This window comes from Sphingomonas anseongensis (genome assembly GCF_023516495.1).
Taxonomy (GTDB): domain Bacteria; phylum Pseudomonadota; class Alphaproteobacteria; order Sphingomonadales; family Sphingomonadaceae; genus Sphingomicrobium; species Sphingomicrobium anseongensis.
On the sequence record NZ_JAMGBC010000001.1, the window covers coordinates 101,229 to 115,505 of the forward strand.

Annotated in this window: 18 protein-coding genes; 9 read left to right on the forward strand and 9 right to left on the reverse strand. The window is 63.4% G+C overall.

Annotation, left to right across the window (positions count from 1 at the left end; all coding sequences use genetic code 11):
• Positions 1–6: 6 nt before the first annotated feature.
• The 7 genes from LZ519_RS00525 to LZ519_RS00555 form a co-directional block, all read right to left on the reverse strand.
• A complete protein-coding gene (locus LZ519_RS00525; protein WP_249866799.1) occupies positions 7–690 on the reverse strand; it encodes a hypothetical protein in 684 nt (227 codons plus the stop codon).
• A gap of 26 nt (positions 691–716) precedes the next feature.
• Positions 717–1,415, reverse strand: a complete 699-nt coding sequence (locus LZ519_RS00530; protein ID WP_249866800.1) for a COG3904 family protein — start codon at positions 1,413–1,415, stop codon at positions 717–719.
• Positions 1,415–1,798 (reverse strand): hypothetical protein, encoded by a 384-nt coding sequence (locus LZ519_RS00535; protein WP_249866801.1) that lies wholly within the window; start codon positions 1,796–1,798, stop codon positions 1,415–1,417. Before LZ519_RS00535 ends, LZ519_RS00530 begins: the two co-directional genes overlap by 1 nt.
• Before the next feature lie 211 nt (positions 1,799–2,009).
• Positions 2,010–3,908, reverse strand: coding sequence for a hypothetical protein (locus tag LZ519_RS00540; protein ID WP_249866802.1), 1,899 nt, complete (start codon positions 3,906–3,908; stop codon positions 2,010–2,012).
• 18 nt (positions 3,909–3,926) lie between these two features.
• Entirely contained in the window at positions 3,927–4,718 is a 792-nt protein-coding gene (locus LZ519_RS00545) for an ion transporter (RefSeq protein ID WP_249866803.1), read from the reverse strand.
• A 98-nt stretch (positions 4,719–4,816) separates the two neighbouring features.
• Positions 4,817–5,545, reverse strand: coding sequence for a hypothetical protein (locus LZ519_RS00550; protein WP_249866804.1), 729 nt, complete (start codon positions 5,543–5,545; stop codon positions 4,817–4,819).
• Entirely contained in the window at positions 5,542–6,738 is a 1,197-nt protein-coding gene (locus LZ519_RS00555) for a toxic anion resistance protein (protein WP_249866805.1), read from the reverse strand. Before LZ519_RS00555 ends, LZ519_RS00550 begins: the two co-directional genes overlap by 4 nt.
• Positions 6,739–6,964: 226 nt before the next feature.
• Between LZ519_RS00555 and LZ519_RS00560 the strand changes: the two genes are divergently transcribed.
• From LZ519_RS00560 to LZ519_RS00570, 3 genes are read left to right on the forward strand one after another with little or no spacing between them, the layout of a single operon-like run.
• Positions 6,965–8,182 carry a pilus assembly protein TadG-related protein gene (locus tag LZ519_RS00560; RefSeq protein WP_249866806.1) on the forward strand — a complete coding sequence of 406 codons (1,218 nt, stop codon included), beginning with the start codon at positions 6,965–6,967 and terminating at the stop codon, positions 8,180–8,182.
• Complete coding sequence (locus LZ519_RS00565; protein ID WP_249866807.1) at positions 8,179–8,634, forward strand: TadE/TadG family type IV pilus assembly protein; 456 nt, start codon at positions 8,179–8,181, stop codon at positions 8,632–8,634. The genes LZ519_RS00560 and LZ519_RS00565 overlap by 4 nt, the downstream gene beginning before the upstream one ends.
• Positions 8,631–9,026 (forward strand): TadE/TadG family type IV pilus assembly protein, encoded by a 396-nt coding sequence (locus tag LZ519_RS00570; RefSeq protein ID WP_249866808.1) that lies wholly within the window; start codon positions 8,631–8,633, stop codon positions 9,024–9,026. The genes LZ519_RS00565 and LZ519_RS00570 overlap by 4 nt, the downstream gene beginning before the upstream one ends.
• Here LZ519_RS00570 and LZ519_RS00575 read toward each other — a convergent pair.
• Positions 9,020–9,787, reverse strand: a complete 768-nt coding sequence (locus tag LZ519_RS00575; protein ID WP_249866809.1) for an enoyl-CoA hydratase — start codon at positions 9,785–9,787, stop codon at positions 9,020–9,022. The two genes, LZ519_RS00570 and LZ519_RS00575, sit on opposite strands and share 7 nt — an antisense overlap.
• 71 nt (positions 9,788–9,858) lie before the next feature.
• On the opposite strand from LZ519_RS00575, the gene fsa reads away from it, so the two are divergent.
• Positions 9,859–10,509, forward strand: coding sequence for a fructose-6-phosphate aldolase (gene fsa, locus LZ519_RS00580; protein ID WP_249866810.1), 651 nt, complete (start codon positions 9,859–9,861; stop codon positions 10,507–10,509).
• A 3-nt stretch (positions 10,510–10,512) separates the two neighbouring features.
• On the opposite strand, the gene LZ519_RS00585 is transcribed toward fsa, so the two are convergent.
• Entirely contained in the window at positions 10,513–11,124 is a 612-nt protein-coding gene (locus tag LZ519_RS00585; RefSeq protein WP_249866811.1) for an energy transducer TonB, read from the reverse strand.
• A 42-nt stretch (positions 11,125–11,166) separates the two neighbouring features.
• Here LZ519_RS00585 and LZ519_RS00590 point away from each other — a divergent pair, with 42 nt between their 5' ends.
• The 5 genes from LZ519_RS00590 (at position 11,167) to LZ519_RS00610 (ending at position 14,241) form a co-directional block, all read left to right on the forward strand.
• Positions 11,167–11,784 carry a DUF484 family protein gene (locus LZ519_RS00590; protein WP_348539366.1) on the forward strand — a complete coding sequence of 206 codons (618 nt, stop codon included), beginning with the start codon at positions 11,167–11,169 and terminating at the stop codon, positions 11,782–11,784.
• Positions 11,785–11,862: 78 nt separating this feature from the next.
• Positions 11,863–12,189 carry a DUF1476 domain-containing protein gene (locus LZ519_RS00595; RefSeq protein ID WP_249866813.1) on the forward strand — a complete coding sequence of 109 codons (327 nt, stop codon included), beginning with the start codon at positions 11,863–11,865 and terminating at the stop codon, positions 12,187–12,189.
• 9 nt (positions 12,190–12,198) lie between these two features.
• Entirely contained in the window at positions 12,199–12,447 is a 249-nt protein-coding gene (locus tag LZ519_RS00600) for a BolA family protein (protein ID WP_249866814.1), read from the forward strand.
• Entirely contained in the window at positions 12,440–12,757 is a 318-nt protein-coding gene (gene grxD / locus LZ519_RS00605; RefSeq protein WP_348539367.1) for a Grx4 family monothiol glutaredoxin, read from the forward strand. Before LZ519_RS00600 ends, grxD begins: the two co-directional genes overlap by 8 nt.
• Positions 12,758–13,002: 245 nt before the next feature.
• A complete protein-coding gene (locus tag LZ519_RS00610) occupies positions 13,003–14,241 on the forward strand; it encodes a glycosyltransferase (protein WP_249866815.1) in 1,239 nt (412 codons plus the stop codon).
• Positions 14,242–14,277 lie beyond the last annotated feature (36 nt).

Consider the following 14,277-nt stretch of genomic DNA (forward strand, 5'->3'; position numbering starts at 1 on the left):
GCCTCGTCAGTCGGCGCTGGGAGCCCCGTCGACCAGCACGTCCAGCTGGTTCTCGCAGCCATTGGCGATGAGCGACTGCGCGGTCCCGATCGTGTCACCCGGCGGGCTGTTGAGAGTGACGAAAGTTACCCGCGCCGTATCGCCGCTTTCGGGCTGGCTCAGCTGGTATTCCGCTCCGGTGGTCACCGGCAGCGATGCCGGCCAGGCAATCGTATCCGTGCCGGCGGGCCAGTCGATCGTCTGCTCGCCCGAACCGCCCCTGATGGTCAGCTTGATTCCGTCCTCCTTCTGAGGACGCCACAGCGTGAGCTTGGACGGGTTGGCCACGCAAAGCTTTCCGCTCTGCGTGATGTCCACGTTCCACGGGCTGGGATTGAGCGGCACTTCGCCGCTGCGCATCGCGCTGAAGCGCGCCCGGCGGTTGGCGGCTTCGGCCAAACCGCCGCCGGTGGCCGCGACCGCGAAGGTGCCCGGGCCGCGAAGCGTGCGCGCTCCGTTGGTGTTGAGCAGCATGACGCTGTCGCCAGGCTGGAGCTGGATCTTCGCGCTTTCAGGAAGCGCCTTCCCCGGCGGATAGACCTTTGCCGACGGCCCTTGCGCGCGAACGACCAACACGGTCGCCAGCGACGCCGATGATGCGGCGAATGCCAGTGCGGCAGCCCCGATCTTAAACAGCTGAGTAGTTTTCATGCCCCGGTTCCTTCTCAAGCGTTCGATCATTGAGCGTTCGCGACGTTGTACTTCACCGCTTCTTGCGGGGTGAGGCAACGCCGCGTGGACTTGTCCTTCGAATCTCCAATCGCCTTCTGTTGGTACATCACGTCGGTAAGGAGCTTGCGCGACACGCCCATCCGAATGAGGAAATCGTTGTCCTCGCTCGCAAGCAGCGCCGAATCCTGCTCGACATCGCCGATGAGGCCGAGCGCCTCGTCCGTTCCCTGCTTGAGCTCCTCGCGCACCGCTTCCTTGTTTCCCAGGTGCGTGAACATGTGGACGACGAACAGTCCCTCCGGATCGACATAGCGCACCGCGCCACCCATGAACAAGAAGTTGCAGGCGGAGAAGCAGGCCCAGCCATTGGGGATGCGCGTTGGAATTCCGGCGGCGCGAACGACCTTGCCCGCTTCGTTCCCGGCCCGGGCGTTGCCCCCCGGCGAGCGGATCCAGATTTCATCGATCGGAGCATTCGCTTTCAGCGCGTCCTGCAGCCGCGCCGCGACCCCGTCGTCAATCATCCCCTCGGCCTTCAGGATCCGCTTGCCCTCAACGGGTTCGAGCGTGAATTTCATCTGGCGATAGGTCGACCAGTTGAGCTGCGTCGGGCAGCTTGGGTTGTCGGGATCGATCGTCGCCCCCGGCGCCGCAGTCGACATCAGCAACCCGCAGGCCGCGGCCGACAGGAACGCCCTGCGCATCACACCTTCACGTAACCGGACTGGCCGGGCGATTTGCACATCTTCTTTGGAACGGTGGTTTCTTCGCCGTCGACGATCACCACGTCGGTCACCGTCAGGCACTGGCCGCCGTCGGCGAGTTGCTCCTGCCCGGTGACCTTGGACGATCCGTGGACGTTGGCCCGAGTCTCGCTCTGCCAAGCGCTTTCGGTGCCGACCCCGCCGCGAATGGCCTCATCGGTCGCCTTGGCCGCCTGCTGCTGCTCCTTGCAGTCGAGCATCTTGAGCAATTCGTCGCCGAGGTAGGATGCCGCAGGGAGAGCCGCGACCGCGACCGCGCCGGCAGTTCCGCCGACGGATCCGAGCACGCCGCCGGCAACGCTGCCTAGGATGCTGCCGAACATCGACCGCTTCGCCTTTTTCTGCGTGGTGTCCGCGCACTTTGGCGCAGTGTCCGCGGCAACTGCAGCCTGCGATGGAAGCACCGGAATCACTGGGGAAGCTGCCAATAACGCGACGGCTAGAATTAAACGCGACATGCCCGACTCCCTGAATTTAATCAGATTATTAGCGCCGAATGCCCCGGTCAATGAAAGCCGCGACCGGCCCTGTCCCTTATTGGTGCTTGAGCTTCAGCAACTGCTCGATCCGGTCGATTCGCTCGCTCTGTATCCTGACCAGCCGAAGCATCTCTTCCCGGTCCTGTTCGCGGCTGAGCACGATCCGGATCGACCGGCCCAACGTATGCGCGATCTTCTCCAGCTCTTCCTGCTCGTCCTCGCCGGGGATTGTGCCGTCGGGACGCGGCCCGATTAGCAGCCAGCCGAAGGCACCGGTGCTGATCTCGACCTCCAGCCGCAGCGGGAACACATGATCCCCAGGAATGCAGTCGAGCACATTGTGGTCGAACTCCGGCTTCTTCTCCTCGTGCCAACGCATGACCTCGGTAGCCGTGATCCCGACCGTCTGCCGGACCTGGCCTTCAAGGATCACCGCTCCGCGCACCGACAAAACTCCCGTCACCAGCCGCTCGAGGACACCGTCGAGAAAGTCGTCCAGGGTCGCCGAATCGCGCGTGTCGCGCATCAGCTCGGGCACCTTCTCGCGGATCTCCAGGAGCGCCTTGTGGAATCGCCGCTCGACCCAGGCGTGCGTCTTTCGGTTGACCGGCTCGATGAACACCGCTGCCACCACCGCTCCGCCCATCGCCGCGATCGTCTGGCTGGCTTCGCTCTCCGGGTAGAGGAACTGCAGCCCGGTTATGATCCCCTCCATGACCGCGGCGAACGTGCCTCCGATCGCGAACGTCAGGATCGCCGCAGTCGCGGTCCGGCTGATGATCGCTTCGGCGTCGTAGAGCCGGTAGCGGATCAGCGCGACGAGAAGCCCCAGCTGGAAGACCAGCATCGACAGCCCGAAGCTGAGCCCGGCGGTGAGCTCGAAGCCGAGCTGGCCGCCGAAGCTCCCGGTCGAATATTTGAAGACGTCCGCGAGATAGGAAATCGCCTTGAACGTCGCGTAGCCGGTGAAGCCGAACAGCGCCCAGCGGATCTGCTGCTTCAGGTCCTGGGCCTCCGTCGTCCTCAGGCAGCGGATCTGGATCAGAACCGCGATGATCAGGAGCATCAGGAAATAGGCTTCGTACAGCCGCCCCGACAGCGCCAGCAGCAGCGGCGATATGCCGACGAGCGCGGCCAGCCTGGGCGATAGGTTGCCATGCGGAAACAGCAGGATTCCGGCGATCAGAAGGACGTTGCCAATGTCGTACATGGCGACGTGAACCGGCCTCGGCACGCCGATGCTGGACAGGAAGTTTGACGCCGGAAGCTCGGACCCGATCATCAGCAGGATCGCGAGCGAGAGGATCGAGCTGATGGCATCGCGGGAGTTTCGCCGATGCAGGATCCACGCGGCCCAGATCAGGAACGGGTAGAAGATGACGTGGACGACATCGATGAAGCTCAGGAGAACGGGAGGCACGCCATGCTCGCTCGAAGCGGCCCTGATGTGGTCCTCGCTGGTGGTGACGGTGACTTCGTGCACCTTGCCGTTTGTCGAGTGCACCGTCAGCGGGAACGGCAATTTTTCAGTCCCGTAGAGCAGGTTGCCCATCGCGATATAGGCAGGGTCGTCTGCGCGCTGCGCGAGGACTTGCTCGGTCACCGGCATCTTGTCCGGCAGCGGGAGGCCGTAGATGGCGACGATGTCGTCGCCCTTGCGAAGACCTGCCGCGCGCGCTTCCGGCCCTACCGTGAAGCGTACCTTGGTCGCATCCTGGGGAGCGACTGCGAAGCCGGCGCGAGCGCCGAGCATCAGCTGCGAATTGTCGCCGGGCGAGGTGTAGCGGTCGTACAGCGCGAGCGTAGGACCGAATACCGCCAGAAGCAGGGCGGCGATCCAGATCGCCGAGAAGATGCGGTAAGTGGCGGTATTGAACGGCGGCAGGCGCTTGGGAAGCTTCATCCCCGGCCAGCGTGTCTGGAACCTCGCCCTGATCGCCGCCTGCGCGGTCATTGCTCGAGGCTCCGACGGTTAGGCATCGGGGCCTTCGCGGCGGTCGGCGCGGTCGCGGTGCCTCTCGATTCCCTCGGTGAATGATGCGGCGAAGAGGCCGGTGGGAAGCGCTATCAGCATGACTCCCGTTAGCGCGATAAGTGCAGCCAAGGCCTTGCCGAGCGGCGTGATCGGGTAGGCGTCGCCATAGCCGATCGTCGTCAGTGTAACGATCGCCCACCAGAGCGCCCGTGGAATGCTTCCGAACTTGTCGGGCTGGGCGTCAGCTTCCGCCCAATAGAGGAGCGATCCGGAAATGAGCACGGCGACCGCGACTAGGCCGAGGACCAAGCCGAATTCATAGCGCCGCTCGTAGATTGCCTCGCGGATCGTCCGCCATGCGCGCGATGTCCTGCCGAGCTTGGCGAGCCGGATCATCCGGAACACCCGGAAGAAGCGGAGGACCACGCTCGACGCGCCGCCGAAGGCGAAGAAGGCGGGCAGGATTGCCGCAAGGTCGATGATCGCGATCGCCGAGACCATGTAGCGAAGGCGCGGGAAGCGATATTGAGCGAAGGCCGGATTTTCGACCACCGTCCACACGCGGGCTGCATATTCCACTGAGAAGATGCTTGCGACGATGACTTCGAGATCGTCGAACATGCGCTCGCGGCCGGCCGCTACCAGCGGCTCGGTTTCGAGGATCGCGTTCATCACCGCGATGAGGATCAGGGACGCCAGGACCCAGTTGGTCGGCGACAGTCCTTTGCTCGTCCAGGCAGTGGGTTCGAGCTGCCGGTACGCGCGCAGTCGCAGCGATCGCAACGACATTCAGCAGCCCCCCTGAAGCTTACGCCGATGGACTGCCCTCGCAACGCTCGCCCTGCAAGCTTTTCCTGAACTTGCCCAAGCGCCTAGCGGCTGTGTTTTCAGCCTTCGATCGGCTCCTCGCCGTAGCGCGATTTGATGAAGCGGCCCTGCGTCTCGAAGGCATTGAGGTCGTTGCGCGCAAGCTCCTGAGAGATTTCGTCGAGTGCCGTCCGGGCGGCGGACAGGCCTTCCACCAAGCGCTGGTCGACGGTCAGGCCTTCGCCATCCGCCTGGCGTCGAAACTCCGGCGGCACGTTCAGATAGCGGTCAATCAGGCCGGGAAGGTGGATGGACATCAGCCGCCGCGCGTCCTGCGCCTTCGGGTCGAGGGTCTCCACCCGGTCGAGTGACTGCTTGAGCGACGGAAGCCGCGCGCTGATCGCATCGATCTCTGCCCGGGCAGGCGCCGGAAGCACCGCGCGAGAGCGGTAGAGATAGGAATCGAAGCGCTGCACCATCTGCCCGTTGGGCAGGTCGGCTGTCGGCGCTTTCGCAGTGCGCTCGCCGGGCATGAACGCAAGAAGCGCTGCGATTCCGATGGCCAGGCCGACCGCCGCAAGGAAGCCGAACATCCCGATCGGAATGATCAATCCTACCCCGATGGCGATGACGCTGATGACGCCGATCGCGACTCCCACGCGGGCCAACCTCTTGCCCAGATCGCGGTTCAGCCTTTGCCGTTCGCGCTTCGCCGCCTCACGCGAAGCGCCGTCGCGCTCGTCGAGCGCCCGGGTAACCCTGTCGAAGCGCGCGAGCGCCCGTTCAACTTTGGTATTTACGTCCGTCACTTCGCCTCGATCGGAGTCAGCGGCGAGGTGGTTCCTGCCAGCCGGCCCTTCTCCACGCCTTCGGCTCGGGCGATATAGCCTCTCGACTTCTCGACCTCGCTCGAAAGCGTGCTGACCGTCTGCTTCATGTTGTCGAGCGCCTGGAGCTTGAAGCGGTCGATCTGGTCCATCGTGTCATAGATGTTCTGGAACGCTCGCTGCAGCGTCTCCAGCGGGATGGTCGAGCTTGCAGCCTGCTCGTGGATCGCTCCCGTCTGGGTCTTGAGCATTTCGCCGGTCGTGTCGATCATCCCGGCAGTGGTCGTGTTCAGGGCGCCGATCTGCTCGAGCACCAACTTCTGGTTGGTGAGAGCCTGGGCGACCGTCACCGCGGTGCGAAGCGCTGCGACTGTGGTGGTCGACGCCCGGTCGACTCCCTTCACCAGCTCGACATTGTTCTTCTTGACGAGGTCGAGCGCCAGATAGCCCTGCACCGTCACAGCCATCTGGGTCAGCAGGTCCGTCGTGCGCTGCCGAGTGTAGAAGAGGGCGGTTTCGCGGATCGCCTTGGCCTTGGCCGGATCCGTGGCGTCGAGGTCGTTGGCCTTGTCCTCGAGCTGCTGGTCGAGCGTCTTCGAGATGTGAACCATCTGCTCGAGCTTGTGCATCGTCTTCCACAGGTTCGCTCGCTCGGTGTCGATGGCCGCATTGTCCATCAGCAGCTCGTCCTTGCCGTTGCCGAGGCTGCTCAGGATCTTCGAGATGTGCGTCTGCGAGCTGCGATACTTGTCGAAATAGCGGTCGACCCTGTTCCCGAACGGGATGATCCCAAGGAGCTTGCGGGTCTTCGTGGCTTCCTTCGGGTCGAGCGATTCGACGGTCCGTCGAAGCTCGGTCAGGTCGGCTCCGATCCCGGTGTCCTTGTCGATAGCCTTGACCGGTCGGTCGAGGAAGCGGTTCGACGCTCCGGCCGCCTCGGCGATCTCCTTGCGGCCCATCGCGGTCAGCTGGTCGACCTTCTTGCCGAATTCGGGGCTGTTGGAATCGAGACTGGCGAGCTCGTTGACGAAGTCGGCGACCCTCTTGTCGAGCTCGGTCGTTTCCTCGGCCTTGAGCGGCACCAGGCCGGCCGCCTCGGCTGGAGCGACTGCCTGCAGAGCTTCCGGCGGGTCGAGCTTGAGCTTGGTCGCGGTTTCAGTGGCTTCCTTGGCCATGTTCGTCTGCCCTTTCTCGTGCTCGCCTGGCGTCCTGGCGACTTTCACCGCCGCGCGCCGCCCATGCAAGCGCCTTCAACTGTATTATAGGTGTAACACGCTAGCGTTCAAGCCGGTCCTTTGCGGAGTAGGGGTTACCTGCTGTTAACCATTCACCTGCACGATTTGATCACCTTGAGGGGCGATAGACGTCGCCAAAGCTGAAATTGGGCCTGGGGACGCCAATATGATCCGATTCCTTGGAAAGCTGTGGAGAGACCGCCGCGGCAACGCGCTCATCATTGCCGGCGCGGCGCTTCCGTTCGTGGTCGGCGCCGCAGGCCTGGCGACGGACACGATCCAGTGGGTCGTGTGGAAGCGCGAGCTCCAGCGTGCGGCGGATTCCGCGGCATTTGCCGGCGTCTATGCCAAGCTTCAGGATTCGGCCGTTCCCGCCGCGGTCAATGGCGATCTCGCCAACAACAACAAGACGGGTATCACCCTTGCGAGCGGCTACCCGCAGATCGCATATCCAACGGTAGGCACCTATTCCTATGCGGTGCAGGTGACCCTTCGGGTCCAGAAGACCCTTGGCTTTTCGTCGCTGTTCGTGTCGTCGGCGCCCCTGATCACTGCCAGCGCGACCGCGGCGATGGTTGATGACGGCCAATATTGCCTGGTTGCGCTGAAGAAGAGCGGCGGCGCCGGAATCAACATCGGCGGCAGCTCGAGCGCGAACCTGGGCTGCGGCGGAATCTCCAACGCAAATGCGAATCCCGCCGTTGCCACCAACGGCGCCAGCTACAACTTCATCGCTCCGGTCGTTGCCGGGGTCGGCACGCTTCCGAGCGCGATCACCGGGGTCACGTCGCTGCGGCCGCACCATTCGGCGATGCCGGATCCGTTCGCGGGGAAATATCCCACCAGCACCAGCGGAATGACCTGCAACAAGCAGGTGACCGGGGGCAGCACGAACCTGACGCCCGGCTGCTACAAGGATTTCTCCTTCACCGGCAACAAGACCTACAATCTTGCCGCCGGGACCTATTTTCTCGACAGCACCGACTTCAGCGTCGCGGGCGGCGTGACCGTCACCGGCACCGGGGTGACGATCATCCTGACCGGAACCACGCCTGGAAGCATCAAGACGAACGGCAATTCGATCGTCCAGCTGGTCGCTCCGACGAGCGGCACCTACTCGAAGATGCTGTTCATCCAGGCGTCGAACGCGACGACCGACAATACGAACGAGATCAACGGCAACAACACGTCGAACTACGACGGAGCTATGTATTTCCCGAAGGGGAACGTGACGTTCACGGGAAGCTCCGGGAACATGACCAAGTGCGCCATGGTGGTCGCCTACACCGCCACCTTCTCGGGCAACACCAACCTCCAGAACAGCACGACCGGTTGCAGCGCCAACCAGACGGTCACGAACAAGATCGTGAAGTTGGTGGCATGATGCGGATCTGGGGAGACGAGCGAGGCAACTCGCTGATCGAAATGGCACTGGTGACGCCGGTGCTCGCGACCCTGCTTGTGGGGACTGTCGACCTCAGTCGGTCCTATTCGACCAAGCTTCAGGTCGAGCAGGCCGCCCAGCACACGATCGAGCTGATCCAGGTGTCCGACTACAAGACCACGAACAATTCCGTTTACCAGGCGGAGGCTCAGACGGCAGCCGGAACGGGTTCGGCCGCCACGGTCAACTCCTGGCTCGAATGCAACGCCGACGGCGTCCACCTCGACTATGATACCGGAACGTGTGCCAACGCGACGGATCCGTACGCGCGCTACGTGCAGGTGACCGTGTCGCAGAGCTTCACGCCCCTGTTCGGCACCAGGTTCTTCCCTGGGGCCAACTCCAACGGCACCGTGACGGTCCGCGCGACCGCAGGAGTGCGCACGCAATGAAGACCCGGCTTCGCAAGCTTCTGAGGAACAGCCGGGGCGCGGCAGCGCTGGAGTTCGCGATCGCCGTGCCCGCGCTGATCGTGATGATCTGGGGCATGTTCCAGGTCGCGCTCATGTTCCAGGCGAATGCCGGCATTCAGCAGGCGCTGGGAGAAGCGGCCCGGGCGGCGACCATCTTCCCGACTCCGACCGACACCCAGCTGCAAGCCCAGATCACGTCGCACAAGTTCGGTGTGGGCAATGGCACCTGGGCTACTCCAACAATCACCACTAACGCGGGCGCGGGAACGAAGACGATAACGGTCAGCTATTCGCAGCCGACCGATTTCCTCTTCTTCCAGGGACCGTCGATTACGATCACCAAGTCGAAGGTCGTCTACCTTTCTCAGTGAGCGGAAGCGCTCCGGCGAGCTTCGAAAAAGGCGGCGATGGAGTCCCTGACTTCGGCCGACTGGAGCCGCTCGGAAAAGTGGCTGCTCTCAAGCTCCATCCGCTCGATGATCTCCTCGCTCGTCCCATGCCTCAGCAATTGCTGAGTGATCCGAAGCGCATCACGCGGTTTGGCCAGAAGCTTGCCGACAATCTCGACGAACGCCGAGTCGAGCTGGGCATCCTCGACCACATGGCTGACCAGTCCTGACTCAAGCGCGTCCTGTGCTCCGAAGGATTCGCCAAGCAGGAGATAGCGGGCCGACCGCCTGCGCCCAGCGATCCTCGGCAGCAGAAGCGTGCTCGCGGCTTCGGGCACTAGCCCCAGATCGACGAACGGCAGGGAAAAGCGGGCGCTCGCCGCCGCAATCACGAGGTCGCAGTGGAACAGCATGGTCGTTCCGATCCCGACCGCATTGCCCTGGACCGCAGCGACGATTGGCACCTGGTTGTTCGCCAGCGCTCGGAGGAACCTCCACACTGGAATATCCTCCGACTGCCTCGGAAGCTCCGCCAGGAAGTCCATGAGGTCGTTGCCGGCGGTGAAGTCCTGCCCCTGGCCACGGATGGTTATGACCCGCACCGAGTCATCGCGGGCCGCGGCCTCGATCGCATCCGCGAGCGCGGCGTACATCGCGACCGTGATTGCATTGCGCCGGTCGGGCCGCGCGAGCGTGATCGACAGCACGTCGTCGCCGGGTTCGATCCGAAGGTCCTGCGTCATTATTGCGCTCCCGAATCGGATGACTGATCCCGCCGCAGCGGCTATCTCGCCCAAATCATCCGGGGAACGCCATGAAGTTTTTTGCCGATACTGCCGAAATTGCCGAAATTCGCGATCTTGCCGCCACCGGCCTCCTCGACGGGGTCACCACCAATCCCTCGCTTGTGCAGAAATCGGGACGCGATTTCGTGGAGGTGCTTCGCGAGATCACCGAGGTGTGCAGCGGTCCGGTTTCGGCCGAGGTCGTCGCCCTCGATTACGAAGGGATGATGGCGCAGGCGGAAAAGCTGCGCCGAGTCGCGGACAATATCGCGATCAAGGTGCCGCTGACGCCCGACGGACTGAAGACGTGCAAGACGCTCAGCTCCGACGGCACGATGGTGAATGTCACCCTCTGCTTCTCGCCGGCGCAAGCGCTTCTCGCGGCGAAGGCGGGGGCGACGTTCATCTCGCCGTTCGTCGGCCGCCTGGACGACATCGGATCGAACGGGATGGATCTGATCTCCGACATCCGGATGATCTACGACAATTACGATTTCGGAACGGAGATCCTGGTGGCGAGCGTTCGAAGCCCGATGCACGTCGTCGAAGCGGCGAAGATGGGCGCCGACGTCATGACGGCGCCGCCCAAGATCATCCACCAGCTGTTCAAGCATCCGCTGACCGACGCCGGCCTGGCCGCCTTCCTCAAGGATTGGGAAGCGACCGGCCAGCAGATCTAGGGATTAATTCCCCGCGTTGAACTTGACTGCGGCGGTCCTCACCGCAGTCACAGCCTGGCCCGTCGGTGTGATTACCGGCGTGTGCGAAACGCGCTGAAGCAGCTGCTGGCAGCCGACCTCGACCAGCGCGCTGGGCTGCTTGGGCGCGGAGCGCATCAACGAGCATGCTCCCGCATTTCCCTTCGCATCGACAGCATAGGCGAGCTTCACGACCGGCGGCTCAAGTGTCCCCTCCGGAAGCTTGTTAACGCTCACCTCGAGGTCGGGCCCCGGATTTGCATTGAGCATCTGGCGTTCGGGGAAAACCCACACGGCCTGGCTTCGGTAGACGCCGTAGGCCAGCTCCCCCTGCGGCCCGCGCGCCGGGCGGAATTTCGCGCGCTTCGAGGCGAGGAAGCAGGTTCGCTGGTCGAGGATTTGGTGACCGCTCGACTCGGTGACCTTGCAGTCGGCGATGGAGCCGTCCTGGGCGATCAGGAGTTCGAACTTAGTGACTCCTTCCCACCGCTTCTCGAACGCCTGCATGGGATAGTCCTTGAACTCGAACCACGGTTGCGGAGTCGCGGGGGTGGCGGCGACAACGGAGCCGGCAAGCAACAACATCAGACCTGGCATTTTCCTGCCCTCCCTCAATCGGTTGGGGCAAGGATAGACGTGGTGCGCGCGGCTGACCACCGGAAATTAACTGGTCGTCGACTACGGAGGGCCGTGGCTCAGATCATCCAGTTCAAGGACGAGGCCGTTGTCCGCTTGCGCGAGCGCCTGGGCGCCGTCGAGGAGGCAAACGAGGACCTGATCGCCTTCGCACGCGGCCATTCCGATGCCGTGGCGTCGATCAACGTGGCCGTTCTCGAGGCCATCGAAGCGCCATCGGTGGACTCGCTGTTCGAGGTGATCACCCGCCGCTGGCCCGACATCCTTGGAATCGACTATGTCGCGATCGCCCTGGTCGTCGGCAACCGCGGCTTCCGGGCGGACTGCGATTCGATGGAACGGGTCGACCCCGTCTTTGTGAAGCGGATGCTGGGCAAAGTAGGCCGCGTAGAAGTCCGAAGCGTGGAGCGCGGTCACCCACTGTTCGGAGCGGTGGCGGGCGATTCCGTCCGGGCGGAGGCCTTGATCAGGATCGACGGGCCGGCGCCTTATCCGCAAGGGCTGCTTGCTCTTGGCCAGCGGACCGAGCTTGCGCCCGACAGCAGCCAGGGCTCGTCCCTGCTGCTGTTCCTTGGGCGGGTGATCGCGGCAACGATCAGGCGCTGCGTCGCCACTTCCTGACTGGCAGCCGCGCAAAGCCCGCTGGACGTAGTTTGTCCGCACCCCTATCTCGCAGCCGAAACTGCGGAAGGCATTCGAATGAGCCAATTCGACGATCGCGAGCGCGCCTTTGAGGCGAAGTTCGCTCACGATGAGGAAATGAACTTCAGGATCGTCGCCCGGCGCAACCGGTTGATGGGTGAATGGGCAGCCCGCCAGATGGGCCTGTCGGACGAGGAGACCGCTTCGTACGCCAAGGACGTCGTCCGCTCGGACTTCGAATCCGCCGGGGATGATGACGTGGTTCGAAAGCTGCTCGGCGACCTCACTTCGGCTGGAGTCGATCTCGAGGAGGCCCAGATCCGCGAGGCGATGGGGCACAAAATGGTAGAGGCCAAGCGGCAGATCATGCAGGAGCAGGCTTGAGTCCGGCTCATGGCAATGACCCCCGAAGACATTGAACGGCTGATCAAGGCGGCAATTCCCGATTCACAAGTGACGATTACCGACCTCGCCGGCGACGGCGATCATTATTCGGCCCGTGTCGTATCGCGCAGCTTTGTTGGCCTCACGCGCGTTCAGCAGCATCAGAGGGTATACGCCGCAATGGGCGGCCGGGTCGGCGGACAGCTGCACGCATTGCAGCTTCAGACGGCAGCGCCGGAGGAGACAGAAGGTGACTAGCGCAAAAGAGCGGATCGAGCAGATCGTCCGCGGAGACGACATCGTCCTGTTCATGAAGGGGACCGAGCTGTTCCCTCAATGCGGCTTTTCCAGCCGCGCCGTCGCGATCCTCGAGCACCTGCAGGTGCCGTTCAAGACCGTGGACGTTCTCCAGGATCCGGAAATCCGGCAGGGCGTGAAGGAATATAGCGACTGGCCGACCATCCCCCAGCTTTACGTGAAGGGTGAGTTCGTCGGCGGTTCGGACATCATGATGGAAATGTTCGAAAGCGGCGAGCTCAAGCAACTCGTCGGCGAGCCAGCCGCCTGAACCAGACAAAGAAGAAGGGGCGGCTGCGCGGGACCAGAGATCCGCGCCGCCGCCCCTTTGGTGGTTTGTGGAACCAAGTGGACGCTAATAACTAAGCAACGGGCGTGCCAAATGCAAAAAGGCGCAGTTTTACGTGGTTTTCAGATGATGTTTCAACGCGCAGCCAAGCGGCAGTGTAAAGCCTCCCGACATTTTTAGGACGAAACCGGTGCATATTTTTCAAAGCTCGTTGCGTTGAGCCTCGGATGATCCAGAGCCCATCAAGCTCGCAACTGTTCTGCGACGTCACGCAAAGCTGGTCCCACGTCGGCGGCGGAGTAGGAACCTACTTGCGGCGGAAGCGCGATTACATCCTCGAGCATACGCCCCATCGGCACTTGCTGATCGTCCCCGGCGCCGAGGACAAGATCGAGGAGGACGGGCGGACCACGACGGTGACGATCGCTTCGCCCCCGGTGCCGACAAGCCCGAAGTATCGCCTGCTCCTTCGCAATGGTGCCGTCCGCGCCGCGCTCGAGCGATTCCAGCCGCGGTTGGTGGAGTGCCAGGACGCGTACAACCTTCCCTGGGCGGTCCTGGGCTATCGGAAACGCCACCCGAAGACGGCCGCGGTCGCGGTCTACATGACCGATTTTCCAACCGCTTACGTTCATCGGCCGCTGAAGCGCCTCCTTGGCGAGACCGTCGCAGGCCAACTCCGCTCAATCTCCTACCGTTATTGCGGTTTCCTCTATCGCCGCTTCGATTCGGTCATCGCGCTCAGCGAAAATGGCGGGGCTTCGAAGCTCCGGAAGCTGGGCGTTCGCGATATCGAGATCGTGCCGCTTGGAGTGGAGCTCGACGACTTCAGTCCGCAAAAACGAGACCCGGAGCTCCGGCGCTCGCTTGGCCTCGGACTGGGCGACCCTCTGCTGATCTATGTCGGGCGGCTGGACCGCGAGCGCCGCGCCGAGGTCGTCGTCGATGCCTTTTCCAAGCTCCCGAAGTCGCTCGGAGCTCGTCTTGCGATGGTGGGCGATGGCCCTGTCCGCGACTCGCTTCTCCAGCTCCGCGACCAGCGGGTGATCGCGCCGGGCTATCTCAGCGATCGCGAGGAGCTGGCGAAGTGGCTAGCAAGCGCGGACGTCTATGTCTCGGCGATGGCCGACGAGACGTTCGGAGTGTCGGTGATCGAGGCCCAGGCGTCAGGCCTTCCCGTGGTCGGAGTGGCGGCCGGCGCGATGTTCGACAGGGTTGACGATTCGACGGGCAGGCTGGGTCCCATCGATGATTCGGGAGCCATGGCAATCAACATCCTCGACGTCTGGCATTCCGACCATGCAGCGATGGCGACGGCCGCGCGCGCCCATGTCGAAGCAAGCTCCTTCAGCTGGGACCGGTCCTTCGAGCGGCTGTTCCATGACGTCTATCCTCGAGCGCTCGAGCGCCGCCACTCTGCGGCGGAACTGCCCCGCGCCGACGCTTATGCGGAAAGCGTCGCCTGATCCGTTCATCGGAAGTGCAGCCGTTCGGGCGGACAT

Bases quoted from the DNA above. Each gene is read 5' to 3' on its own strand.
- LZ519_RS00610 (WP_249866815.1), top strand. From the start codon at position 13,003: ATGATCCAGAGCCCATCAAGCTCGCAACTGTTCTGCGACGTCACGCAA.
- LZ519_RS00560 (WP_249866806.1), top strand. From the start codon at position 6,965: ATGATCCGATTCCTTGGAAAGCTGTGGAGAGACCGCCGCGGCAACGCG.
- LZ519_RS00575 (WP_249866809.1), bottom strand. From the start codon at position 9,787: ATGACGCAGGACCTTCGGATCGAACCCGGCGACGACGTGCTGTCGATC.
- LZ519_RS00585 (WP_249866811.1), bottom strand. From the start codon at position 11,124: ATGCCAGGTCTGATGTTGTTGCTTGCCGGCTCCGTTGTCGCCGCCACC.
- fsa (WP_249866810.1), top strand. From the start codon at position 9,859: ATGAAGTTTTTTGCCGATACTGCCGAAATTGCCGAAATTCGCGATCTT.
- LZ519_RS00570 (WP_249866808.1), top strand. From the start codon at position 8,631: ATGAAGACCCGGCTTCGCAAGCTTCTGAGGAACAGCCGGGGCGCGGCA.
- LZ519_RS00545 (WP_249866803.1), bottom strand. From the start codon at position 4,718: ATGTCGTTGCGATCGCTGCGACTGCGCGCGTACCGGCAGCTCGAACCC.
- LZ519_RS00535 (WP_249866801.1), bottom strand. From the start codon at position 1,798: ATGTTCGGCAGCATCCTAGGCAGCGTTGCCGGCGGCGTGCTCGGATCC.
- LZ519_RS00530 (WP_249866800.1), bottom strand. From the start codon at position 1,415: ATGCGCAGGGCGTTCCTGTCGGCCGCGGCCTGCGGGTTGCTGATGTCG.
- LZ519_RS00595 (WP_249866813.1), top strand. From the start codon at position 11,863: ATGAGCCAATTCGACGATCGCGAGCGCGCCTTTGAGGCGAAGTTCGCT.
- LZ519_RS00555 (WP_249866805.1), bottom strand. From the start codon at position 6,738: ATGGCCAAGGAAGCCACTGAAACCGCGACCAAGCTCAAGCTCGACCCG.
- LZ519_RS00565 (WP_249866807.1), top strand. From the start codon at position 8,179: ATGATGCGGATCTGGGGAGACGAGCGAGGCAACTCGCTGATCGAAATG.
- LZ519_RS00600 (WP_249866814.1), top strand. From the start codon at position 12,199: ATGGCAATGACCCCCGAAGACATTGAACGGCTGATCAAGGCGGCAATT.
- LZ519_RS00525 (WP_249866799.1), bottom strand. From the start codon at position 690: ATGAAAACTACTCAGCTGTTTAAGATCGGGGCTGCCGCACTGGCATTC.
- LZ519_RS00540 (WP_249866802.1), bottom strand. From the start codon at position 3,908: ATGACCGCGCAGGCGGCGATCAGGGCGAGGTTCCAGACACGCTGGCCG.